Source organism: Klebsiella sp. S69, from assembly GCF_016516145.1.
Classification (GTDB): Bacteria; Pseudomonadota; Gammaproteobacteria; order Enterobacterales; family Enterobacteriaceae; genus Klebsiella; species Klebsiella oxytoca.
The window spans coordinates 208,589-231,117 of record NZ_JACVUU010000004.1 but is presented as its reverse complement, the minus strand read 5'-3'; the positions used below and the strand labels follow the sequence as shown (position 1 = coordinate 231,117).

Genomic DNA, 22,529 nt, shown 5'->3' with positions numbered 1-22,529 from the left:
AAATCTGCCGTCATCGACTTCGAAGGTTCGAATCCTTCCCCCACCACCATCACTTCTCTGTTACACCGCTACCTGCTCAAAGCACATTGCCATATATTCTCCCGATGCAGGGAAGGATGAGAAGCTTCGACCAAGGTTCGAGTCGAGCGTCAGCGAGACAACGTTGCCGCAGGCAACGGCCCGAAGGGTGAGGAGCGAAGCGACGAATAATCCTTCCCCCACCACCATCACTTCTCTGCAGTACCTCAGCAAAATCAAATAATCAAACCGTCTTAGTTAGCTCTTTTATTGCTCCAGAACTGATTCTGTATTTCTGCCATATGTGCCCCGGCGGCGCTACAAGGGCATGCTGTCTGTAGCCCGGCCAGGCGTAGCGCCGCCTGGAGCAGACCGCACCAATGAAAAACCCTACCGCAGCAGGGTTGAGCTTTACACGAAATAGAATCAGCGACGGGCGCGAACAATCTGGTATTTGCGCGTCAGGTACTCGACCGGCGCGCTCCAGATATGCACCAGACGGGAGAACGGGAACAGCACAAACAGCGTCATCCCCAGCACCAGGTGCACGCGGAAAATAAACGCCACGCCGTCCAGATGCTGCGAAGCCCCGCCGTGGAAGGTCACCACCGACTGCGCCCAGCCCACAAGCTTCATCATTTCGCTACCGTCCATATGCTGAGCGGAGAACGGAATAGTCAGCAGACCCAGAGCGCACTGCACCATCAGCAGGGAGAGGATCAGAATATCCGCTCCGGTGGTGGTGGCGCGCACGCGGGGGCTCAGCAGACGGCGTTTCAGCAACAGTAGCCCGCCCACCAGCGTCATGACGCCGCAGGCGCCGCCCGCGATCATCGCCATCTTCTGCTTCACGTCAACCGGCAGGAATGACTCGTACATCCAGTGCGGCGTCAGCATGCCGAGAAAATGACCGGCAAAAATTCCCAGAATACCGATATGGAACAGGTTCGAGGCCAGATTCATCCCTTTACGGTCCAGCATCTGGCTGGAGGCCGCACGCCAGGTGTACTGCCCATAGTCGTAACGTAGCCAGCTGCCGACCAGAAATACCGTCCCGGCGATATACGGATAGATGTCAAAGAAGAACATATTCAGGAAGTGCATTAGTGCTGTCCTCCGTTAGAGATATTCAAATATTGCGGGGCAACGGCTCCGGCAAAACGACGCTGGTGAGCGGAGATCTCCGACTCGCCGCAGCCCTGATCGGCAAAGAATTTCACCTGTTCTTCTTCCCAGACGGCGTCCAGCGCCTGCGGCGTATCGTCGCGGGCCTCATCGGCGATTTTTTCCGCCACTTTCTGGCTATCTACCTGGGCGTTTGCCAGCTTGAGCAGCAGCTCAAACAGTACCGCGTAGCGGCTATCGCGCTGCTGCAGGCGAGCGCTCAGTAGACCGAGAATCGGCGCAACGTCCTGCAATCCGCCGCGCGCTTCCGCCTCCGGCAGCTGCGCCAGATACTCAAGATACAGCGGGAGATGATCCGGCAATTCGCGGCTATCCAGCTGCAGACCGTGGCGTTCATACTGCGCCATCAGGTCGACCATCGCCTGGCCGCGATCGCGGGATTCGCCGTGCACGTGCTCAAACAGCAGCAGCGAAGTCGCACGGCCGCGATCGAACAGCTCACTGTAGCGAGACTGCGCGTCCAGCACTTCCTGGGTGGTCAGGTCGCGCAGGAAAACGCTCAGCTTATGGGCATCCTCCGGCGCGAGCTTTTCCGAAGAGGCAATAGCGTCGAACAGCTCCTGCTGATGCTGCCATAAGGCAGCGTCAGGGTACTCAAGAAGGCGCGACACAATGACGAGTTCAATCATGGGTGCGGCTCCGTTTTGCTGGTGACGTCGATAGCATCGATGCGGCGGCTGTTGAACAGATTAAACTGGCTGTCAGAACCGTGGCATCCGTCACCGAAGGTGAAGCCGCAACCGTTTTTCTCCGGGAAAGCATCGCGGGCCTGCTCGCGATGGCTGCTCGGCACGACGAAACGGTCTTCGTAGTTGGCGATAGCCAGATAGCGATACATCTCCTGCGCCTGGGCTTCAGTGAGGCCAACCTCTTCCAGCGCCCGGGTATCCAGTACGCCGTCCACGGTTTCCGCGCGTTTGAAGTGGCGCATCGCCAGCATGCGTTTCAGCGCCAGCAGCACCGGCTGGGTATCGCCCGCGGTTAGCAGGTTTGCCAGATACTGAACCGGGATACGCAGGCTTTCGACGTCCGGCAGAATACCGTTGCTGCCCAGTTCACCCGCATCGGCGGCTGACTGAATCGGCGACAGAGGCGGCACGTACCAGACCATAGGCAGGGTGCGATATTCCGGATGCAGCGGCAGCGCCAGCTTCCAGTCCATCGCCATTTTGTACACCGGCGACTGCTGGGCGGCTTCGATAACCCCCTGCGGCACGCCGTCCTTCAGCGCCTGCTCAATCACTTTCGGGTCGTTCGGGTTGAGGAACACGTCCAGCTGACGCTGATACAGGTCTTTCTCATTCTCCGTGCTGGCGGCATTTTCAATCGCGTCCGCGTCATACAGCAGCACGCCGAGGTAGCGAATACGCCCCACGCAGGTTTCCGAACAGACGGTCGGCATCCCGGATTCGATACGCGGGTAGCAGAAAATGCACTTCTCTGATTTGCCGCTCTTCCAGTTGAAATAGATTTTCTTGTACGGGCAACCGGTGATGCACATGCGCCAGCCGCGGCACTTGTCCTGGTCGATCAGCACGATGCCGTCTTCTTCACGTTTATAGATCGCGCCGCTCGGGCAGGTCGCGACGCACGCCGGGTTCAGACAGTGTTCGCACAGGCGCGGCAGATACATCATAAAGGTGTTTTCGAACTGGCCGTACATCGCCTTCTGCATGTTTTCGAAGTTCTGGTCTTTGGCGCGTTTTTCAAATTCGCCGCCCAGAATTTCTTCCCAGTTCGGACCGCTGGTGATTTTATCCATCCGCTGGCCGGTGATCAGCGAGCGCGGGCGAGCGATCGGCTGATGTTTGCTTTCCGGCGCGTTGTGCAGATTCTGGTAGTCGTAATCAAAGGGCTCGTAGTAGTCGTCGATGCCCGGCAAATGCGGGTTAGCAAAGATTTTACCCAGCAGCATCGCGCGGTTGCCCATGCGCGGCTGCAGCTTGCCGTTGATCTTACGGATCCAGCCGCCCTTCCACTTTTCCTGATTCTCCCAGTCGTTCGGGAAACCAACGCCCGGCTTACTTTCAACGTTGTTGAACCACGCGTACTCCATACCCTCGCGGCTGGTCCAGACGTTTTTACAGGTGACTGAACAGGTATGACAGCCGATGCACTTATCGAGATTCAGCACCATGCCGACTTGTGAACGAATTTTCATTTTACGCTCTCCTGTACCTGGTCGTTACCTTCGCCATCTAACCAGTTAATATTCTTCATCTTACGTACTACCACGAACTCGTCGCGGTTAGACCCTACCGTGCCGTAGTAGTTAAAGCCGTAGGCCAGCTGCGCATAGCCGCCGATCATATGGGTCGGCTTTGGCGTAATACGAGTCACGGAGTTGTGAATCCCCCCGCGCTGTTCGGTGATCTCGGAACCCGGCAGGTTTACGATACGTTCCTGCGCGTGGTACATCATGGTCATCCCGGCCGGTACGCGCTGGCTTACCACCGCGCGGGCGGTCAGCGCGCCGTTGCTGTTAAACACTTCGATCCAGTCGTTATCTTCGATCCCCAGATCTTTGGCGTCCGCTTCGCTCATCCAGACAATCGGCCCGCCGCGCGACAGCGTCAGCATCAGCAGGTTGTCGCTGTAGGTGGAGTGGATCCCCCACTTCTGGTGCGGCGTCAGGAAGTTCAATGCCTTCTCCGGGTTGCCGTTGGATTTCGCGCCCATCACCGTTTTCACGGAGCGGGTGTCGATTGGCGGACGATAAACCAGCAGGCTTTCGCCAAAATCACGCATCCACTGGTGATCCTGATACAGCTGCTGGCGGCCGGAAAGCGTGCGCCACGGGATCAGTTCGTGAACGTTGGTGTAGCCGGCGTTATAGGAAACGTGCTCATCTTCGAGTCCGGACCAGGTCGGGCTGGAGATAATTTTGCGCGGCTGGGCCTGAATATCGCGGAAGCGGATTTTTTCCTCTTCTTTATTCGTCGCCAGGTGCGTATGGTCGCGACCGGTAAATTCGCTGAGCGCCGCCCAGGCTTTAACCGCCACGTGGCCGTTGGTTTCCGGCGCCAGGGTCAGAATCATCTCTGCCGCATCAATGGCGGTGTTAAGCATCGGCTGGCCTTTCGCCGGGCCGTCCGCTTTGGTGTAGTTGAGCTTGCGCAGCAGATCCATCTCGCTCTGGGTATTCCAGGCGATGCCTTTACCGCCGTTGCCGATTTTCTCCATCAGCGGGCCGATAGAGGTAAAGCGTTCGTATGTCGCCGGATAATCGCGCTCGACGGTCAGAATATGCGGCGCGGTTTTCCCTGGAATCAGGTCGCATTCGCCTTTTTTCCAGTCCTTAACGTCCAGCGGCTGCGCCAGTTCGGCGGCGGAGTCGTGCTGGATAGGCAGCGTTACCACGTCGGTTTCCTGACCCAAATGACCCACGCACACTTCGGAGAACTTTTTCGCGATATCTTTGTAGATATCCCAGTCGCTTTTCGATTCCCAGGCCGGGTCGACGGCGGCAGACAGCGGATGAATAAACGGATGCATATCCGAGGTATTCATGTCGTCTTTTTCATACCAGGTAGCGGTCGGCAGCACGATGTCGGAGTAGAGGCAGGTACTCGACAGACGGAAGTCGAGGGTCACCACCAGATCCAGCTTGCCGTCGAGACCGTTATCTTTCCACTCCACTTCTTCCGGCTTCACGCCGCCCTGCTTGCCGAGATCTTTGCCCTGAATACCGTTTTCCGTACCCAGCAGGTACTTCAGCATGTACTCGTGGCCTTTACCCGAGGAGCCCAGCAGGTTGGAACGCCAGATAAACAGGTTGCGCGGATGGTTTTTACCGTTTTCCGGCTGCTCTGCGGCAAAGCGAATGGAACCCTCTTTCAGCGATTTGACGGTGTAATCGACCGGCGTCATGCCCGCTTTTTTTGCCGCATGCGCAATACGCAGCGGGTTGGTGCCCAGCTGCGGCGCCGACGGAAGCCAGCCCATACGCTCGGCGCGCACGTTGAAATCAATCAGGTGGCCGCTGTAGCGGGATTTATCCGCTAACGGCGACAGCAGTTCCTGCGCGGTTACGGTTTCATAGCGCCACTGGCTGGAGTGGTTATAGAAGTACGATGTGCTGTTCATATGGCGCGCCGGACGCTGCCAGTCAAGGGCAAACGCCAGCGGCTGCCAGCCGGTCTGCGGACGCAGTTTTTCCTGGCCGACATAGTGCGCCCAGCCGCCGCCGCTCTGACCAACGCAGCCGCAGAAGATCAGCATATTGATAAGACCGCGATAGTTCATATCGAGGTGGAACCAGTGGTTCAGACCGGCGCCGACGATGATCATCGAACGGCCGTGGGTTTTATCGGCGTTATCGGCAAACTCCCGCGCGGTGCGGATAATATGCGCCCGGGAAACGCCGGTGATTTTCTCCGCCCATGCCGGGGTATACGCTTTGACGTCATCATAGCTGCTGGCGCAGTTTTCATCGCCGAGTCCGCGATCCAGGCCGTAGTTCGCCATGGTCAGGTCGTAGACGGTGGTGACCAGCACGGTAGAACCGTCGGCCTTCTGCAGGCGTTTTACCGGCAGTTTGTGCAGCAGCACGTTTTCCAGCTCGACTTTATTAAAGTGCTCGGTACCTTCGCCGCCAAAATAGGGGAAGCCGACGTTAGCGATATCGTCGTGGCCGCCCAGCAGGCTCAGGCGTAGCTCGACATCTTCGCCGGTTTTACCGTCGCGCTGTTCAAGATTCCATTTACCTTTGTCGCCCCAGCGGAAACCGATAGAACCGTTCGGTACGGTGATTTCGCCCTTCTCATCAAAGGCGACGGTTTTCCATTCCGGATTTGTTTCCTGACCTAATGCATCCACCAGATCAGCCGCGCGCAGCATGCGGCCCGCGGCGTAATAGCCATCGCGCTCTTCGAGCATCACCAGCATCGGCATGTCGGTGTAACGGCGCACGTAATCGGTAAAGTACTGGCTTGGTTTGTCGAGGTGGAACTCGCGCAGCATGACGTGACCCATCGCCAGCGCCATCGCCGCATCGGTACCCTGCTTCGGCGCCAGCCACAGATCGCAAAGCTTGGCGATTTCGGCGTAGTCAGGGGTGATAGCAACGGTTTTAGTGCCCTTATAGCGAACTTCGGTGAAGAAGTGGGCATCCGGGGTACGGGTCTGCGGTACGTTGGATCCCCAGGCAATGATATAGCTGGAGTTGTACCAGTCGGCAGATTCCGGTACGTCGGTCTGCTCGCCCCAGGTCTGCGGTGATGCAGGCGGCAGGTCGCAGTACCAGTCGTAGAAGCTCAGGCAGGTCCCGCCGATCAGCGACAGATAGCGCGCGCCGGAGGCATAGGAGACCATCGACATCGCCGGGATGGGCGAGAAGCCGGCTACGCGGTCCGGGCCGTAGGTTTTGACGGTATAGACGTTAGAGGCGGCAATCAGCTCGTTCACCTCTTGCCAGGATGAACGCACGAAACCGCCGCGGCCGCGCGCCTGCTTGAAGCTTTTCGCTTTATCAGCGTCTTCAATTATCGAGGCCCATGCGTCAACCGGATCGCTGTGCTGTACTTTCGCTTCACGCCACATTTTCATCAGGCGTTTGCGCATCAGCGGGTACTTCAGGCGGTTGGCGCTGTAAAGATACCAGGAGTAGCTGGCGCCGCGCGGGCAGCCGCGAGGCTCGTGGTTTGGCATATCCGGACGGGTGCGCGGATAGTCGGTCTGCTGGGTTTCCCAGGTGACAAGACCATTTTTGACATAAATCTTCCAGCTGCATGAGCCGGTGCAGTTGACACCGTGGGTGGAGCGCACAATTTTGTCATGCTGCCAACGTTGACGGTATCCATCCTCCCAGTCCCGGTTGGTTTTTAGAAGCTGGCCGTGCCCATCGGCAAAGGTTTCACCCTTCTGTTTGAAGTAGCGAAACCGGTCCAGGAATTTACTCATCGGGTTTCTCCTGTGTGGAGCCTGACGGCTCTCTGATAAATCGACATTGCTGGATTTGCAGCGAAGGTAACGCTATGAAAGAGGGAGAGAATTGATAACGATCAAGACGATAGGGCTTATAAAAGCCGCTCCGGAAGCCTGATACCACCAAAGCAGTATTTATTTCTATTTTATATCTATATGATTTACATAGAAATTCAGCTAAAAAACCTGCAAAGGCCAGGGTTTTGCCATTCGCCATGGTATTAAGGGGTAGATGCTTATGCCGCTATTTTATTTGTGACTCCGGACTGCTTTTAAAATAACCCTCAACGATTAGCATGTTGTAACTAAATAATAAATAAAAAAAGGGCGCAACGATATTTGCGCCCTTTGCAGAAACTCACCAGAAAATATTATTTCTGCTTGCGTCCGTAGATTGCCCAGGTAATCACCACGCAGGCGATATAGAACACCAGGAACACCTTCATTGCTCCGGCCGGCGAGCCGGTCAAATCCAGCGAGATACCAAACGCTTTTGGAATAAAGAAGCCGCCAATGGCGCCAATCGCTGAAATAAAGCCCAGCGCCGCCGCCGTATCGGTCGCCGCTTCACGCATGGCCTGCGCTTCGCTGCCGCCCTGCGCCTTGACGCGATCCATCGTCATTTTACGGAAGATAACCGAGATCATCTGGAAAGTAGACGCGCTCCCCAGACCGGCGGTCAGGAACAGCACCATAAATACCGCGAAGAAGGCAATAAAGTTACCGCCCTCGCCGTGGGTCGGCAGCGTCAGGAACAGCAGGCCGCAGAAGATAGCCATGACCACAAAGTTCACCAGCGTCACGCGAGTCCCGCCGAGACGGTCGGAGATCGCCCCGCCGGTCGAGCGAGCCAGTGCGCCGATAAACGGCCCGAAGAATGCATAGTGCAGAATCTGCACATCCGGGAACTGGGTCTTGGACAGCATGGCGAAGCCCGCCGAGAAGCCGATAAACGAGCCGAAGGTGGCAAGATAGAGCAGCGCCATAATCCACAGATGCGCGCGCTTCAGTACCGGCAGCTGCTCGCTCAGCGACGCCTTCGATGCCGACAGGTCGTTCATGAAGAACCACGCCGCCAGGGTGAAGATAATCAGGAACGGCACCCAGATCCACGCGGCGTTTTCCAGATATAGCATGGAACCATCCGGCTGTTCGCTGCCGGTACCGCCAAAGACGGCGAAAATAGACAGGGATACCACCAGAGGAGCAACCAGCTGCATCACGCTGACGCCCATATTACCGAGGCCGCCGTTGATACCCAGCGCGCCGCCCTGCTTCTGTTTCGGGAAGAAGAAGCTGATGTTAGCCATACTGGAAGCAAAGTTCGCCCCCGCAAAGCCGCACAGCAAAGAGATGATCACGAAAACGCTGAAAGGCGTAGAGGTATCCTGCACCGCGAAGCCTAACCATACGCAGGGTACGATCATGATCCCGGTACTGAACGCAGTCCAGCGACGACCGCCGAACAGCGGCACCATAAACGCGTAAGGCACGCGCAGCAGCGCACCGGACAGCGCCGGGAGCGCGGTCAGCATAAACAACTGGTCGGTAGTAAACTGAAAGCCGACTTTATTGAGGTTGACGGCAACGGCGCTGAACAACATCCAGACGCAGAATGCCAGTAAAAGACACGGAACGGAGATCCACAGATTGCGGCTGGCGACGCGATGACCGCGCTGCTGCCAGAATTCAGGATCTTCAGGACGCCAGTCGCTAATGACTGAGCTGTTAGTCTTCTCCGGGATTGAAGAGTGACTCATAGACACCTCTGATGATTCATATTAACCCTGGCTACCTTATGGGTTACAGGCGGCGGTAAGTTGATATAAATCAAAGGAAAAGTTGGCGCTAATTTGGCTAAAAAAAATTCATCACCCGAAGTGAGTAGCTATTTCTGCGCAAAAAAGTGTGGTTTTTCACGCCAGTGCCGGGATTACCTCAACGCCTGCCACCAGCCCATCGCAGGCTGACAATTAAGGGGTAATCCTTTGGGGGTATGGGTATACTCCAGGGGATGTTCGAGAATAAGCGCCACTCCCGGATAATTTGCCGGTCAGGAGCCCCATATCCCATGTTGAAACGACTTTTTACGCCGCTGACGCTGGTTAATCAACTCGCGCTGATCGTTCTGTTGGCCACGATCATTGGCGTCGCCGGAATGGCGATCTCTTCCCGCCTGGTGCATGGCGTTCAGGGCAGCGCGCATGCCATCAATAAAGCCGGTTCGCTGCGCATGCAGAGCTATCGCCTGCTGGCGGCGATACCGCTGACCGACAGCGATCAAAAGCTGCTGGATGAAATGACGGCAACCGTCTTTAGTCCGGAACTGCAGTACGCCGCTCGCCATGACGATCAGCAGCGGCAGCTCCAGGCGCTGCAGCACTACTGGCAGCTGGAGCTGGCGCCGGGAATGCGCAAAGCGCAAAATCAGGCCTCGGTCGCGACGGATGTCGCCGGATTTGTCGACCGCATTGACCAGTTGGTTACCGCTTTCGATCACACCACCGAGGAGCGGATTAAACACGTTGTCTGGATCCAGCGCATCATGGCCGTGGGGATGGCGCTGCTGCTGGTATTTACCATCGTCTGGCTGCGCGCCCGCCTGTTACGTCCGTGGAAACAGCTGCTCGGTATGGCCCGAGCGGTGAGCCGACGTGATTTCACCCAGCGGGCGCAGATTAGCGGGCGTAACGAGATGGCGACGCTCGGCATGGCGCTGAACAACATGTCCAAAGAGCTGGCGGAGAGCTATTCGGTGCTTGAACGCCGGGTGCAGGAAAAAACCGCCGGCCTGGAGCAAAAAAACGAGATCCTCGCCTTTCTGTGGCAGGCCAACCGCCGCCTCCACTCTAACGCGCCGCTCTGTGAACGCATTTCGCCCGTTCTTAACGGTTTACAGGGGCTGACCCTGCTGCGCGATATTGAAGTTCGCGTCTACGACCTTGAAGACGAAGACAACCATCAGGAGTTTTCCTGCCACTCCGATATTCAGTGCGACGACAGGGGCTGCTATCTCTGTCCCCGCGACCTGCCGCCGCTGCCTGATACCGGCACCACTTTAAAATGGCGGCTGTCGGATGCCCATAATCAGTACGGTATTTTACTGGCCACCCTGCCCGCCGGGCGTCATCTGAGCCACGATCAGCAGCAGCTGGTTGACACGCTGGTGGAACAACTTACCGGCACCCTCGCTCTCGATCGTCATCAGGAGCGCCAGCAGCAGCTAATCGTCATGGAGGAGCGCGCCACTATCGCCCGCGAGCTCCACGACTCCATCGCCCAGTCGCTCTCCTGTATGAAAATGCAGGTTAGCTGCCTGCAAATGCAGGGCGATGACCTGCCGGAAGCGAGCCGCCAGCTGCTGGGGCAAATCCGTAATGAACTGAATACCTCCTGGGCTCAGCTGCGCGAACTGCTGACGACCTTCCGGCTACAGCTCACCGAGCCGGGACTACGTCCGGCGCTGGAGGCCAGCTGCCAGGAATACAGCGCCCACTTCGGTTTTACGGTACGCCTGGACTATCAGCTGCCGCCGCGTTTTGTGCCGTCGCATCAGGCCATCCATCTGCTGCAAATCGCCCGGGAAGCGCTCAGCAACGCGCTGAAGCACGCCAATGCCACCGATGTCAGCGTTACCGTGGCGTTGCGGGACAATCAGGTCCGTCTGACGGTGGCCGATAACGGTCGCGGCGTACCGGACCATGCGGAGCGCAGCAACCACTACGGCCTGATTATCATGCGCGATCGCGCTCAGAGCCTGCGCGGGGACTGCCAGGTTCGGCGCCGGGAAACCGGCGGTACCGAAGTGGTGGTCACTTTTATCCCTGAAAAATCGTTTTCAATCCAATAAGGAGAACTCCATGAGTCAACAGGAACGGGCAACCATCCTTCTCATCGACGATCACCCGATGCTGCGCACCGGCGTCAAACAGCTGATCAGCATGGCCCCGGATATCCAGGTTATCGGCGAAGCCAGCAACGGCGAGCAAGGTATTGCGATGGCGGAATCATTGGATCCTGATTTGATTCTGCTGGATCTCAATATGCCGGGCATGAACGGTCTGGAAACCCTCGACAAGCTGCGCGAGAAGTCGCTGTCCGGCCGCGTGGTGGTGTTTAGCGTCTCCAATCATGAAGAAGACGTGGTGACCGCTCTGAAACGCGGCGCCGACGGCTATCTGCTGAAGGATATGGAGCCGGAAGATTTGCTGAAAGCGCTACAGCAGGCGGCGGCAGGCGAAATGGTGCTCAGCGAAGCGTTAACCCCGGTGCTGGCTGCCAGCCTGCGCGCTAATCGCGCTACCTCAGACCGCGACATCAGCCAGCTAACCCCGCGCGAGCGCGATATTCTCAAGCTAATTGCCCAGGGCCTGCCGAACAAAATGATCGCCCGCCGTCTGGATATCACCGAAAGTACCGTTAAAGTACACGTCAAACATATGTTGAAGAAAATGAAGCTGAAATCGCGCGTGGAAGCGGCGGTTTGGGTCCATCAGGAGCGCGTATTCTAGGGCAGATGCTGCCACGAAACGCCATCGGCCGGTACGCGTACCAACGGCTCAGTCAGCGCCAGTGCGATCTCATTGGATGAGACGCGCTGACCCGTTTTATCCTCCACCACCAGCGAAAGATGCCAGCGGTTGCTTGCCCCGGCTTCGCTGTTCCAGCGCGGCATAATCACGGTCCAACCGTCCGTACTGTTGGCCTCTATCGGCGAGGTCAGGCTCAGCGCCTGGGTATCGCCCTGCCAGCTTAGCGACTTAATTCCGTGCAGGCTACGAATCTGTAGTTTCAGCTGCACCGTCTCCCCGGGCTGAAGATCCCAGGGCGGCGTCGCCAGATAAACCGACAGCGTTTTGCGCTGGCGATATTCAACCACCGGCAGATTATCGCGTTCCGGGCTATCGTAGCGGCTGCCGCGAAGCGATCGGCTAACGGCGACTTCATCGGCCGCCAGCTGCTGTTTAAGGGGAACGCCAAAACGATAGTTCAGCTTTAACCCAATATCGTTTTGGCTGACGCCGCTCTCGCCCTGCTTATGTTTGGCGGTCACCGTGACCAGCGGAACGGGGGTGTAATTCAGCCCCACAGACACCGCGACCGGATTGTGATAGCCGGTGCCCGAATGGAACAGGTCAACGCTATCGCCGAAGTACTGCTCCACGCTCACGCTGGTATTAATGTGCTGATAAAACGGCAGCCGCGCCTGAGCGGTCACATCGTAGCCGCTCGCCATACGCTGCTGCTGAGTCAGGCTACTCCCCTGCTGCCAGCCGCCGAGCGGCTGGTAGTAGTTAGCCGACAGGCGCAGTGATTCGCCCCAGGCTTCGGCTCCGACGCTGCCGCGCGCCATGCGCTCATCGAGCACTTTATCGTAGAAGGAGTTGTAGCCCAGCAGCCAGGAGCCCATCCGCCAGCGCTGGCCGAGGCCGACATTGCCGACCAGACCGTTATCCCGCTGGGTGACCGAGTACTGGTTCCAGGTGAGATAGTCGCCGTTATCCTGCAGAGGAACAAACCAGCTCCCCTTGCTGCCGGTAAAATTGCCCTCTTTATCGACCAGCAAATCGACGTTGGCATTGCCCCACGGCGAAAGCCAGCTTTCCAGCTGGTGGCTGACTTCGTTGCCCAGCCGGCTCATGGCAAATACACGCGCCTGTTCGCCGGTTGTCAGCCCATTATCGCTCATGCTGGCTTCGCCAAATTTTTTCGCCATCTCGGCAAAATGTTTTGCGTCGTCATCGACCTGCGGCGCCAGGCCAAGGTCGGGTAAGCTTTCAGGGCCTCTGGAAAAGGCCTGAGTATCCTGCAGCGCGCGGGCGGGAGCACCTGTCAGCAGCAGGAGAAGCGGTAAATAAGGGGTTATACGGAACGACAAGGAGCTCAAATCGGTTACGTCTACTCATAAAGTGATGGCGGCAAAAGTTAAGTTTATCGTTTTTTACCCGGCCTGGCAGCCTCCCGCACGATTTCAGGAATATACCGAATATCAGGCCTGCGCCAGCTTCGCCGCCAGCAGCGCCTTAAGTTCCGGGATACGGTGAGTCAAATTCCAGGCGCTTAGCCAATTGATGGGGGTGAAGGACGAATCTGTCCGGAAAAGATTTGACCGCCGTTGAACGGCGGTCCGTAAGGGCGAGCCTGATGTATAAGCCGAGTAACACAGCCAACGTACATGCAACTGGCAGTATCACGGGTATATACTTCCGCCAGGCAATAACCGTCTTTATAGAAGGAGTTCTTATGCAACGTATTGTGATTATCGCTAACGGTGCCGCCTACGGCAGCGAATCTCTGTTCAACAGCCTGCGTCTGGCGATCGCCCTGCGCGAGCAGCAATCCGACCTTGAACTCAAACTGTTTTTAATGTCCGATGCGGTCACCGCCGGCCTGCGCGGGCAGAAGCCAGCGGAAGGCTACAATATTCAGCAGATGCTGGAGATCCTCACCGCGCAAAATGTGCCGGTGAAGCTGTGTAAAACCTGTACCGATGGCCGGGGGATCAGCGCGCTGCCGCTGATTGATGGCGTGGAGATTGGCACCCTCGTTGAGCTGGCGCAGTGGACGCTGGCGGCGGATAAAGTCCTGACCTTCTAAAAATCCCCGCGCTCACGGGATTAAATATTAAGCTGGCGGCGTTTACTAATCGAAAACAATGCCAGCTGAAAGCTTTCAGGCACAACGTCATTTTTGTTTAATCTTTATTCTTTTTTTTGATCAAAATCAGCATCCGCATCCCTCCCCTTTGGTGTTATGCACAGAGCAAAGTGTGAACAATATCACGCGGGTTAATGGGCTGGCAGGATGCTGTAGACAGAAACGGGGTTAAGATTAAATGGCAATGGTAAAAGCAAGTTTGACGTTGTTTGGCGGTGACACATTGGTGGTGCGTTGTTCTGAACGCTGCCATATTCACCTGATGAGTGCCAAAGTGCCTGGCGATAGTCACGCTGATGTTCTGAGCGTACAGGACAGAGATAGCGCGTATCTGACCGTGCCTTACAGCGGCACCTGGAACGTTCTCATCGACAGCCACAGCCAGTCGCTGGAACACTCTATCAGCTACGTTCCCGCCTGATAGCAAACGCCCGGGTCTCCCCGGGCGATTCATTCTTACGCCAGCCCCGGCTGGCTATTCTCCCCAAGCAGATGACGTACCTTACCGACTAAATCGTCGAGGCAAGCGTCGTGCATACCGAGTTTGCGCAACTCCTGATCGAGCGCGAACAGATACTGAGCGTTGGTGCCAAGCGGCCCGCTGGCGCGCGCTATCAGCGGCGCAATCACCTGCGCGCTGGTGTCCGCCTCAAACAGCGGATGTCGCGGGTCCATAATAAAGACCAGCGCATTGACGGTGCGACCATCGTCAAGCTCCAGCTTACACCAGGTCGGCAGGTAGCAGCCGGTGATCATCTCCCGCTTCCACAGCAGTGTCAGCTCTTCTTCCAGCGATTCATCGGGCAGGCGGTAGGCGACGCCGGTCGTGCGCCCACCTTCTTTCAGCGCCAGCATGCGGCCCGGCTGCATGGCGCTACCGCGCCCGGCGGTGAGCCGCAAACAGAACGCGCGGTGCCAGCCCGGTAGCGTACCGGTACAGGATTCGCGATATTCCAGCGCCGGATTCCACATTAGCGAACCGTAACCAAAGATCCACACCGAGCCGTCATCCGGACGACAGGCCAGGGTCGCCGCCAAAGAGGCGGCCCGTTGTTCTGCCGACCAGAGAAGCGATTCCTCAATAGCGCCAAACGCCGTTTTACAATCTGCATTCAGTAAGAAATCACGAGTTAACACTGTCTACTACCTCCGCCACTGCCCGCTTCCGGCGATTATCTGGTGCCATCCGTGAAGTATTGCCGAATTATTATCCAGCTTTATTCGACAATAAGCAATGAACGGGCCGCGGGCAAGCGGACAGTCAGCGGAGGCCGCGGCAAAAGGTATTATTTCTTCTTATGCCACTTATCATCCTCACCTTTTTGATATTCATTTTTCACCGCTGCCCAGGCCACTTTATGCGCCGTCTCTTCGCGGCTGGCGTCATCACGCCGGTCCTCTTTATGTTTATACTGCTCCCAGGCACTATTAAAGGCTTCTTTGTAAATCTCCTGGGCGTGGGCGGGCAGTACGTGCTGAACGCTGTCGGGCAATTCACTTTTGTTGCTATAGGGCATGGCAACCTCCGGTTTAAGGGTGAATAGTGAGTCTGGTAGAGGATCAACCGGCTGGCAAGGCGACAGATAAATGAGAAAGATGTTTTAGTAATTATCTGAATAATAAATACAAAAAAATAGTAACCGCAGTTTATGGCAATCTATCACTTTTACAGGACTATAGTGGTAAATTTAAGTAAAAAAACAAATTAGTTTAATCAATGTCTGTTATTTTATTAACTTACGATATCTATAATTATAACACCTGCATAGCTGGAGATAATTCATGACCGATGCACATGAGGCGGTAAAAACCCGCCACAAGGAGACCTCCCTCGCCTTTCCGGTTCTGGCGCTGGCGGTGCTGTTCTTCTGGGGAAGCAGCCAGTCACTGCCAGTGGTCGTTGCGATTAATATTCTGGCGCTGGTCGGCATACTAAGCAGCGCCTTTAGCGTCGTCCGCCACGCCGACGTGCTGGCCCACCGCCTTGGCGAACCTTACGGATCGTTAATTTTAAGCCTCTCAGTGGTGATTCTTGAAGTCAGCCTGATTTCCGCATTAATGGCTACCGGCGACGCCGCGCCGACTCTGATGCGCGATACGCTTTATTCGATCATTATGATTGTTACCGGCGGGCTTGTCGGTTTCTCTTTACTGCTGGGCGGGCGCAAATTCGCCACCCAGTATATGAATCTGTTCGGGATTAAACAGTACCTTATCGCCCTCTTTCCGCTGGCGATAATCGTTCTGGTCTTCCCGATGGCGCTGCCCGGGGCCAACTTTACCACCGGCCAGGCGCTGCTGGTGGCGCTGATCTCCGCCGCTATGTATGGCGTCTTCCTGCTGATTCAAACCAAAACGCACCAGAGCCTGTTTGTTTACGAACATGAGGATGACGGCGACGACGATGACCCGCATCACGGCAAACCGTCGGCGCACAGCAGCAAGTGGCACACCGCCTGGCTGCTGATACATCTGGTTGCGGTTATTGCGGTCACTAAAATGAATGCCAATCCGCTGGAGACGCTGTTGACCAGCATGAACGCTCCCGTTGCCTTTACCGGCTTCCTGGTGGCGCTGCTGATCCTCTCCCCGGAGGGCCTTGGCGCGCTGAAGGCCGTATTAAACAATCAGGTCCAGCGGGCGATGAACCTGTTTTTCGGTTCCGTGCTGGCCACCATTTCCCTGACCGTACCAGTAGTGACGCTTATCGCCTTCCTCACCGGTAACGAACTGCGTTTTGGCCTTGGCGCCCCGGAGATGGTCGTGATGGTCGCCTCGCTGCTGCTGTGCCAGATATCGTTCTCTACCGGACGCACCAATGTGCTGAACGGTGCGGCGCATCTGGCGCTGTTCGCTGCCTACCTGATGACCATTTTTGCCTGAGCCTCCCCCGGCGGCGTCATGCCGTTCGGGGAGATCAAAAAAGCCTGCCGGTTGTAAAACCGGCAGGCTTTTGTCGTTTCAGCGGCGATTACTTGCTGGTATCGAGCTCATCAAAGCTTTTAACGAGATCGTCGATGGCTTTCATCTGCTTGAGGAACGGCTCCAGTTTATCCAGCGGCAGCGCGGAAGGACCGTCGCATTTCGCGTGCTCCGGATCCGGATGCGCTTCAATAAACAGACCCGCGATCCCAACCGCCATCCCGGCGCGCGCCAGTTCGGCAACCTGAGCGCGACGGCCGCCGGAGGCCGCGCCAAACGGGTCGCGGCACTGCAGGGCGTGGGTAACGTCGAAGATAACCGGTGAGTTATTGGAGGCTTTTTTCATCACCCCAAAGCCCAGCATATCGACGACCAGGTTGTCGTAGCCGAAGTTTGCGCCGCGATCGCAAAGGATCACTTTGTCGTTGCCGCCTTCGATAAACTTATCGACGATATTGCCCATCTGGCCCGGACTCACGAACTGCGGTTTTTTCACGTTGATAACCGCGCCGGTTTTCGCCATCGCTTCAACCAGATCGGTCTGACGGGCGAGAAACGCTGGCAGCTGAATAACATCCACCACGTCAGCGACCGGCTGCGCCTGGCTGGCTTCGTGAACGTCGGTGATGATTTTCACGCCGAAAGTCTGTTTCAACTCCTGGAAAATCTTCATCCCTTCTTCCAGACCCGGCCCGCGATAGGAGTGGATGGAAGAACGGTTAGCTTTATCAAAAGAGGCTTTGAACACGTAAGGAATGCCCAGCTTCTGCGTAACGGTCACGTAGTGTTCGCAGATACGCATCGCAAGATCGCGGGACTCCAGCACGTTCATGCCGCCAAACAGCACGAATGGCAGGTCGTTTGCTACGTTGATATCACCAATGCTAACCACTTTTTGTTTCATAAGTTCGCCTTATCAGGGTGTAACCGGAATGGTTTCAGACTAAAGCCTATCCAATCAGGACTATTTTACTTGCCATTTTGGACCTGGGCAGTGCTCGACAAAATACGAAAGTATTTTGAACGCCCTTCAGGGCGGCCCGGAGGGCGAGCGTCGCGAGTCAATCCTCACGTACTACGTGTACGCTCCGGTTTCTGCGCGCTGTCCGTGTCCAAACTGGCTGCGCCAGGAACGCCTGCTGGGATTGGCTTTAATGCAATGTAATTTGTTTGTGCGAAATGGTGTTGATCTGCGCGCGGATCATCTCGCTGATGGGATCCTCCGGGCACTGTTCAACGAAGTAATTAAGGTCCTGCAGCGCCACGTGATCGCAATCCAGCTGGGCGTATATCAGCCCCCGGTCGCGAATTTCGTACGGGTCTTCCGGATTGAACTGCAGCAGCGCTTCGCTGGTCCGTAGCGCCAGCTCCATCTGCCGCTCTTCCATCAGCGCCGATTTAAGGGTATCGAGCAGCTTGCGGATCACCTCCGCGTTATCCGCTTCATCAAGGTCTTCGTTAAACAGCTCGGCAACTGGGCTAATATTGCCCTTCAGCCACACTTCCAGCGTATGCTCGTTGAGCGTTTCGCCGTTAAACGGGTTAATGAGCCACATCTCCTCGCTCTCTTCAGGGTCGGCGCGAAGCAGCATCTGGGTCGGGAAAATCACCGGCACCACCGGTAGCGCCAGACGCTGAGCAATCCACAGCAGGATCGCGCCTAACGACACCGCGCTACCCTGGCGATTATTCAAGACTTTATCAAGCCATAGCACGTCGGACAGACGGTAAACGCCGCGCGAATCGCTAAAGCCCCAGTCATTGTAGAAAAGCTCCAGCAAACGCTCTATCTGGCGCTCCTGGTCCCACGAGGAGGCAATCTCCTCCCGCGCCAGGGCCAGCAGCCGCTCCAGCTCATCCTGCACATAGTGCGTCGGAAAATCGTCGCGGATTAATTCAGAAATGAGGACCATGCCGTCACATAACGGCGCTTTATTAAATTCGAAATCAGCTAACGACCTCATGCCTTACCCCAGTAACGGTGTTCTTGTGATGGCGAGTTGAATAATGATAAACAACACCACCAGGGCCAGCAGAAAGGCGACAAACCGGCTCTGCTGACTGCGCGGACGACGACGGCCCAGCGCGATAAATCCCAATGCGATATAAATGATAACGCCAAACAGCTTCTCAGTCAGCCATGTACCCTCTTCGGTAAACGGCAGATAGTGCGTTATTGCCATTAATCCGGCGCCGCTGAGAAACAGCAGCGTATCGCTGCAGTGCGGCGCGATGCGAACCCAGCGCTGGTCGAGCCGGCGATTGCCGCTCCAGTGCCACCAGTAGCGCAGGACAAACAGGCTGACCGAGACCACCACGCAGGCGATATGCAGATACAGGACAGCGTTAAACAGATTCATACGCCTCCCTGATATTGCCCGAGCGTCAGACGCTCGTTGTCGCCGTAGTCGCGGCAGGTAGCAATATTGCCATAACCCACCTCGCGAAAGATTGCGCGCACCGCTTCCCCCTGCTTCCAGCCGTGTTCCAGCAGCATCAAACCGCCGGGAGTCAGGAAGCGGCGGCCTTCGCGAATGATGTAAGCCAGATCGGCGAGGCCGCCATCGGCGGCGACCAGCGCCGTTTTTGGCTCAAAGCGCACATCGCCCTGCGCAAGATGCGGGTCGGTTTCATCAATATAGGGTGGATTACTGACGATGATGTCGAACGGCTGTGCGCCGAGCGCGCTATACCAGTGGCTTTGCAGCACGGTAACGTTCTTGATGGCGAGGTGCTCAACGTTACGCGCCGCCAGCGCAACCGCATCGGGCATAAAGTCAACGGCGGTGACGTGGCAATCGGGTCGTTCGCTGGCCAGCGCCAGAGCGATAGCGCCGGTGCCGGTACCGAGATCGAGAATGCGGCACGGCTTGCCGGGTAACCGCATCAGCGTCTGCTCAACAAGGCATTCGGTATCCGGACGCGGGATCAGCGTGGCCGGAGAAACGAACAGCGGCAGCGACCAGAATTCGCGCTGGCCCACCAGGTGAGCCACCGGCTCGCCCCGTGCGCGACGGCTCAGCAGCGTTTCCAGCTCGACGGCCTGCTCCGCCGTCAGCGCCGTTTCGCCAAAGGCGAGAATATAGGTCCGCGCTTTGCCGGTCACGTGACCCAGCAGGATTTCGGCATCCCGGCGCGGGCTTTCACTTTGGCTCAGACGAGCGATGGCCTGCGTCAGCCACTGCTGAAAAGTCATCATTCCTGCTCGGAAAGGGCTGCCAGCTGATCGGCCTGATACTCCTGAACGATCGGCTCAATCAGCATATCCAGCTTGCCTTCCATCGCTTCATCCAGACGGTAAAGCGTCAGGTTGATGCGGTGATCGGTCACGCGGCCCTGCGGATAGTTATAGGTACGGTTACGATCGCTGCGATCGCCGCTGCCCAGCAGGTTACGGCGCTCGGAGGCTTCCGCCTGCTGGCGTCTGGAGACTTCCGCGGCGCGGATACGCGCGCCAAGTACCGATAGCGCTTTGGCTTTGTTTTTATGCTGGGAACGCTCATCCTGGCATTCGACGACAATGCCGGTCGGCAGGTGGGTAATACGAATTGCCGAGTCGGTGGTGTTAACGTGCTGACCGCCCGCGCCGGAGGAGCGGAAGGTATCGATGCGCAGGTCGCTCGGGTTGATATCCGGCATTTCGGCTTCCGGGAGCTCCGGCATCACCGCCACGGTGCAGGCGGAGGTGTGGATACGCCCCTGGGATTCGGTGGCCGGGACGCGCTGAACGCGATGGCCGCCGGATTCGAACTTCAGTCGCCCATAGACGCCGTCGCCGCTGATTTTGGCAATCACCTCTTTGAAGCCGCCGTGCTCGCCTTCGTTGGCGCTCATGATTTCCACGCGCCAGCGGCGTGATTCCGCGTAACGGCTATACATACGGAACAGATCGCCCGCGAACAGCGCCGCTTCATCACCGCCGGTGCCGGCGCGAACTTCAACAAACGCGTTACGCTCGTCGTCCGGATCTTTTGGCAACAGCAGAACCTGCAGCTGCTGCTCCATCTGCTCACCCTTTTCTTTCGCTTCGCGCAGCTCTTCCTGCGCCATTTCGCGCATCTCCGGATCGTCGAGCATCATCTGCGCGGCTTCAATATCATCCTGCAGCTGACGCCAGTCGGTATAGCAGCGCGCGACGTCGCTCAGCTGGGCGTATTCGCGCGACAACGCCCGAAATTTATCCTGATCGGCGATGGTTGCGGCATCGCCGAGGAGCGCCTGAACTTCCTCATGGCGTTCATAGAGGGCTTCCAGTTTGGCAACAATAGAAGGCTTCATAGGCGTAAATTCACCCTGTCCTAAAAAAGAGATAAAGGTGCGCTATTCCAGCCCGAGGCTGTTGCGCAGAATATGCAGGCGTTCATCATCCCCGTCACGGGCGGCCTGCTGAAGAGATTTGGTTGGCGAGTGGATCAGGCGGTTAGTGAGCTTGCGCGCCAGATCCTGCATGATTTCCTGCGCATCGCCGCCCTGATTGAGCGCTGCCAGCGCTTTCGCCGTCAGCTCCTCGCGGACCTGCTCGGCCTGGGAACGATATTCGCGGATGGTCTCGCTGGCGCTCTGGGCGCGTAGCCAGGCCATAAACTCGCTGGCTTCCTGCTCAACAATGGTTTCCGCCTGCACCGCCGCGGCTTTACGCTGCGCCAGATTGTGCTGAATGATGTTTTGCAGATCGTCCACGCTGTAAAGATAGGCGTTCGCCAGCTTGCCAACCTCCGGTTCGACATCGCGCGGAACGGCGATATCCACCAGCAGCATCGGCTGATTGCGGCGCGCCTTCAGCGCGCGCTCCACCATCCCCTTGCCGATAATCGGCAGCGGGCTGGCGGTAGAACTGATGATGATATCGGCCTCTTTCAGCCGCTCGTCGATATCGCTCAGCGCGATCACCTCCGCGCCGACTTCATCGGCCAGCGCCTGAGCGCGCTCGCGGGTGCGGTTGGCAATCACCATCTTGCGGACTTTATGCTCGCGCAGATGGCGAGCCACCAGTTCGATAGTCTCACCGGCGCCGACCAGCAGCACGGTCACGCTGGAGAGTGATTCGAAGATTTGCCGCGCCAGAGTACAGGCAGCGAACGCCACGGAGACCGCGCTGGCGCCGATATCGGTTTCGGTGCGCACCCGTTTGGCCACTGAGAACGACTTCTGGAACATGCGCTCCAGTTCACTGACGTTCAGGTGCCCACGGCTGGAATCCGCAAAGGCTTTTTTCACCTGCCCGAGGATCTGCGGCTCGCCCAACACCAGCGAATCAAGACCGCTGGCGACGCGCATCAGGTGACTGACCGCCTCGTTGTCCTGATGCCAGTAGAGGCTTTTACGCAGGTCCTCTTCATTTAAACCGTGGTAGTCGCACAGCCAGCGAATCAGAGCTTCCTGGAGGTTATCCTGCTCTTCGACGCTGAGATAAAGTTCCGTGCGGTTACAGGTCGACAGCACCACTCCGCCCTGCACCATTGGCTGGGCCAGCAAGCTCTCCAGCGCCTGATCGAGCGTATCCGGCGAAAACGTTACGCGTTCTCGCAGCGCTACAGGAGCTGTTTTGTGGTTAATGCCAAGAGCTAAAAGGGTCATTGTGAGGGAGTAGTACCAGCGTTGCTAAGGTTAGTCTGCAGGCATCATACAGGATGCGCGTAATCAATAAAAGAGAGGCTCCCCTTTTGGAGTAATAGCTAATCTGTAATAGCCATTAACGGTAATTTTTTGATTTCAGACAACTTGAACGTAGACGCTACCGCCCGGCAACGCTAGCATTAATGGTTATAATTGTAACCCGCTACACAAATCGGCCACCTGTTTCTCTCATCCGCCGCATTTCA

Annotated in this window: 19 protein-coding genes and 1 other RNA gene; 6 read left to right on the top strand and 14 right to left on the bottom strand. The window is 57.0% G+C overall.

Translation table 11 applies throughout. From position 1 onward, the window contains the following. Positions 1 to 95: 95 nt before the first annotated feature. Positions 96 to 227, top strand: a non-coding RNA gene (locus tag IAE27_RS06425) — RtT sRNA. A gap of 217 nt (positions 228 to 444) precedes the next feature. Here IAE27_RS06425 and narI read toward each other — a convergent pair. The 5 genes from narI to IAE27_RS06400 form a co-directional block, all read right to left on the bottom strand. After that, positions 445 to 1,122, bottom strand: a complete 678-nt coding sequence (gene narI, locus IAE27_RS06420; protein ID WP_004103123.1) for a respiratory nitrate reductase subunit gamma — start codon at positions 1,120 to 1,122, stop codon at positions 445 to 447. Continuing rightward, complete coding sequence (narJ, locus tag IAE27_RS06415) at positions 1,122 to 1,832, bottom strand: nitrate reductase molybdenum cofactor assembly chaperone (protein WP_200092152.1); 711 nt, start codon at positions 1,830 to 1,832, stop codon at positions 1,122 to 1,124. Before narJ ends, narI begins: the two co-directional genes overlap by 1 nt. Continuing rightward, positions 1,829 to 3,364, bottom strand: a complete 1,536-nt coding sequence (narH, locus tag IAE27_RS06410; protein WP_004103125.1) for a nitrate reductase subunit beta — start codon at positions 3,362 to 3,364, stop codon at positions 1,829 to 1,831. The genes narJ and narH overlap by 4 nt, the downstream gene beginning before the upstream one ends. Then, positions 3,361 to 7,104 (bottom strand): nitrate reductase subunit alpha, encoded by a 3,744-nt coding sequence (locus IAE27_RS06405; RefSeq protein ID WP_154022472.1) that lies wholly within the window; start codon positions 7,102 to 7,104, stop codon positions 3,361 to 3,363. The genes narH and IAE27_RS06405 overlap by 4 nt, the downstream gene beginning before the upstream one ends. A gap of 395 nt (positions 7,105 to 7,499) precedes the next feature. Beyond that, the gene (locus tag IAE27_RS06400; protein ID WP_004103127.1) at positions 7,500 to 8,888 is read right to left on the bottom strand and encodes a NarK family nitrate/nitrite MFS transporter; all 1,389 of its coding nucleotides are present in this window, start codon (positions 8,886 to 8,888) and stop codon (positions 7,500 to 7,502) included. A 311-nt stretch (positions 8,889 to 9,199) separates the two neighbouring features. On the opposite strand from IAE27_RS06400, the gene narX reads away from it, so the two are divergent. After that, the gene (gene narX / locus IAE27_RS06395; protein ID WP_017145677.1) at positions 9,200 to 10,978 is read left to right on the top strand and encodes a nitrate/nitrite two-component system sensor histidine kinase NarX; all 1,779 of its coding nucleotides are present in this window, start codon (positions 9,200 to 9,202) and stop codon (positions 10,976 to 10,978) included. Between the two features lie 10 nt (positions 10,979 to 10,988). Further along, complete coding sequence (narL, locus tag IAE27_RS06390; protein ID WP_004103129.1) at positions 10,989 to 11,639, top strand: two-component system response regulator NarL; 651 nt, start codon at positions 10,989 to 10,991, stop codon at positions 11,637 to 11,639. Here narL and IAE27_RS06385 read toward each other — a convergent pair. Next, complete coding sequence (locus tag IAE27_RS06385) at positions 11,636 to 13,015, bottom strand: YchO/YchP family invasin (RefSeq protein ID WP_004103131.1); 1,380 nt, start codon at positions 13,013 to 13,015, stop codon at positions 11,636 to 11,638. The two genes, narL and IAE27_RS06385, sit on opposite strands and share 4 nt — an antisense overlap. Positions 13,016 to 13,371: 356 nt before the next feature. Here IAE27_RS06385 and IAE27_RS06380 point away from each other — a divergent pair, with 356 nt between their 5' ends. Then, entirely contained in the window at positions 13,372 to 13,725 is a 354-nt protein-coding gene (locus IAE27_RS06380) for a DsrE/DsrF/TusD sulfur relay family protein (RefSeq protein ID WP_004103141.1), read from the top strand. 238 nt (positions 13,726 to 13,963) lie between these two features. Beyond that, the gene (locus IAE27_RS06375) at positions 13,964 to 14,206 is read left to right on the top strand and encodes a DUF1883 domain-containing protein (protein WP_004103142.1); all 243 of its coding nucleotides are present in this window, start codon (positions 13,964 to 13,966) and stop codon (positions 14,204 to 14,206) included. 35 nt (positions 14,207 to 14,241) lie between these two features. Here IAE27_RS06375 and IAE27_RS06370 read toward each other — a convergent pair whose 3' ends face one another. Next, positions 14,242 to 14,922: a gamma-glutamylcyclotransferase gene (locus IAE27_RS06370; protein WP_004103143.1), complete on the bottom strand. Its 681-nt coding sequence runs from the start codon at positions 14,920 to 14,922 to the stop codon at positions 14,242 to 14,244. Positions 14,923 to 15,071: 149 nt separating this feature from the next. Next, positions 15,072 to 15,302 carry a putative cation transport regulator ChaB gene (chaB, locus tag IAE27_RS06365; RefSeq protein WP_004103144.1) on the bottom strand — a complete coding sequence of 77 codons (231 nt, stop codon included), beginning with the start codon at positions 15,300 to 15,302 and terminating at the stop codon, positions 15,072 to 15,074. Positions 15,303 to 15,567: 265 nt separating this feature from the next. Here chaB and chaA point away from each other — a divergent pair, with 265 nt between their 5' ends. After that, on the top strand, positions 15,568 to 16,668 hold the full coding sequence (gene chaA, locus IAE27_RS06360) for a sodium-potassium/proton antiporter ChaA (protein ID WP_004113666.1): 1,101 nt from the start codon (positions 15,568 to 15,570) through the stop codon (positions 16,666 to 16,668). An 88-nt stretch (positions 16,669 to 16,756) separates the two neighbouring features. On the opposite strand, the gene kdsA is transcribed toward chaA, so the two are convergent. From kdsA to hemA, 6 genes are all read right to left on the bottom strand, one after another. Continuing rightward, positions 16,757 to 17,611: a 3-deoxy-8-phosphooctulonate synthase gene (gene kdsA / locus IAE27_RS06355; RefSeq protein WP_004103146.1), complete on the bottom strand. Its 855-nt coding sequence runs from the start codon at positions 17,609 to 17,611 to the stop codon at positions 16,757 to 16,759. Positions 17,612 to 17,858: 247 nt separating this feature from the next. After that, positions 17,859 to 18,671 carry an invasion regulator SirB1 gene (gene sirB1 / locus IAE27_RS06350; RefSeq protein WP_004103147.1) on the bottom strand — a complete coding sequence of 271 codons (813 nt, stop codon included), beginning with the start codon at positions 18,669 to 18,671 and terminating at the stop codon, positions 17,859 to 17,861. Positions 18,672 to 18,674: 3 nt separating this feature from the next. Continuing rightward, entirely contained in the window at positions 18,675 to 19,067 is a 393-nt protein-coding gene (gene sirB2, locus IAE27_RS06345; protein WP_004103148.1) for an invasion regulator SirB2, read from the bottom strand. Next, a complete protein-coding gene (prmC, locus tag IAE27_RS06340) occupies positions 19,064 to 19,903 on the bottom strand; it encodes a peptide chain release factor N(5)-glutamine methyltransferase (protein ID WP_108704928.1) in 840 nt (279 codons plus the stop codon). The genes sirB2 and prmC overlap by 4 nt, the downstream gene beginning before the upstream one ends. Next, entirely contained in the window at positions 19,903 to 20,985 is a 1,083-nt protein-coding gene (gene prfA, locus IAE27_RS06335) for a peptide chain release factor 1 (protein ID WP_004103150.1), read from the bottom strand. Before prfA ends, prmC begins: the two co-directional genes overlap by 1 nt. Before the next feature lie 42 nt (positions 20,986 to 21,027). Continuing rightward, positions 21,028 to 22,284, bottom strand: coding sequence for a glutamyl-tRNA reductase (hemA, locus tag IAE27_RS06330; protein ID WP_004103152.1), 1,257 nt, complete (start codon positions 22,282 to 22,284; stop codon positions 21,028 to 21,030). Between the last annotated feature and the right edge of the window lie 245 nt (positions 22,285 to 22,529).

What these genes read in the sequence shown, in the direction of transcription:
- narI (WP_004103123.1), bottom strand. Translation starts at nt 1,122, where the DNA reads ATGCACTTCCTGAATATGTTCTTCTTTGACATCTATCCGTATATCGCC.
- narJ (WP_200092152.1), bottom strand. Translation starts at nt 1,832, where the DNA reads ATGATTGAACTCGTCATTGTGTCGCGCCTTCTTGAGTACCCTGACGCT.
- narH (WP_004103125.1), bottom strand. Translation starts at nt 3,364, where the DNA reads ATGAAAATTCGTTCACAAGTCGGCATGGTGCTGAATCTCGATAAGTGC.
- IAE27_RS06405 (WP_154022472.1), bottom strand. Translation starts at nt 7,104, where the DNA reads ATGAGTAAATTCCTGGACCGGTTTCGCTACTTCAAACAGAAGGGTGAA.
- IAE27_RS06400 (WP_004103127.1), bottom strand. Translation starts at nt 8,888, where the DNA reads ATGAGTCACTCTTCAATCCCGGAGAAGACTAACAGCTCAGTCATTAGC.
- narX (WP_017145677.1), top strand. Translation starts at nt 9,200, where the DNA reads ATGTTGAAACGACTTTTTACGCCGCTGACGCTGGTTAATCAACTCGCG.
- narL (WP_004103129.1), top strand. Translation starts at nt 10,989, where the DNA reads ATGAGTCAACAGGAACGGGCAACCATCCTTCTCATCGACGATCACCCG.
- IAE27_RS06380 (WP_004103141.1), top strand. Translation starts at nt 13,372, where the DNA reads ATGCAACGTATTGTGATTATCGCTAACGGTGCCGCCTACGGCAGCGAA.
- IAE27_RS06375 (WP_004103142.1), top strand. Translation starts at nt 13,964, where the DNA reads ATGGCAATGGTAAAAGCAAGTTTGACGTTGTTTGGCGGTGACACATTG.
- chaB (WP_004103144.1), bottom strand. Translation starts at nt 15,302, where the DNA reads ATGCCCTATAGCAACAAAAGTGAATTGCCCGACAGCGTTCAGCACGTA.
- chaA (WP_004113666.1), top strand. Translation starts at nt 15,568, where the DNA reads ATGACCGATGCACATGAGGCGGTAAAAACCCGCCACAAGGAGACCTCC.
- kdsA (WP_004103146.1), bottom strand. Translation starts at nt 17,611, where the DNA reads ATGAAACAAAAAGTGGTTAGCATTGGTGATATCAACGTAGCAAACGAC.
- sirB1 (WP_004103147.1), bottom strand. Translation starts at nt 18,671, where the DNA reads ATGAGGTCGTTAGCTGATTTCGAATTTAATAAAGCGCCGTTATGTGAC.
- sirB2 (WP_004103148.1), bottom strand. Translation starts at nt 19,067, where the DNA reads ATGAATCTGTTTAACGCTGTCCTGTATCTGCATATCGCCTGCGTGGTG.
- prmC (WP_108704928.1), bottom strand. Translation starts at nt 19,903, where the DNA reads ATGACTTTTCAGCAGTGGCTGACGCAGGCCATCGCTCGTCTGAGCCAA.
- prfA (WP_004103150.1), bottom strand. Translation starts at nt 20,985, where the DNA reads ATGAAGCCTTCTATTGTTGCCAAACTGGAAGCCCTCTATGAACGCCAT.
- hemA (WP_004103152.1), bottom strand. Translation starts at nt 22,284, where the DNA reads ATGACCCTTTTAGCTCTTGGCATTAACCACAAAACAGCTCCTGTAGCG.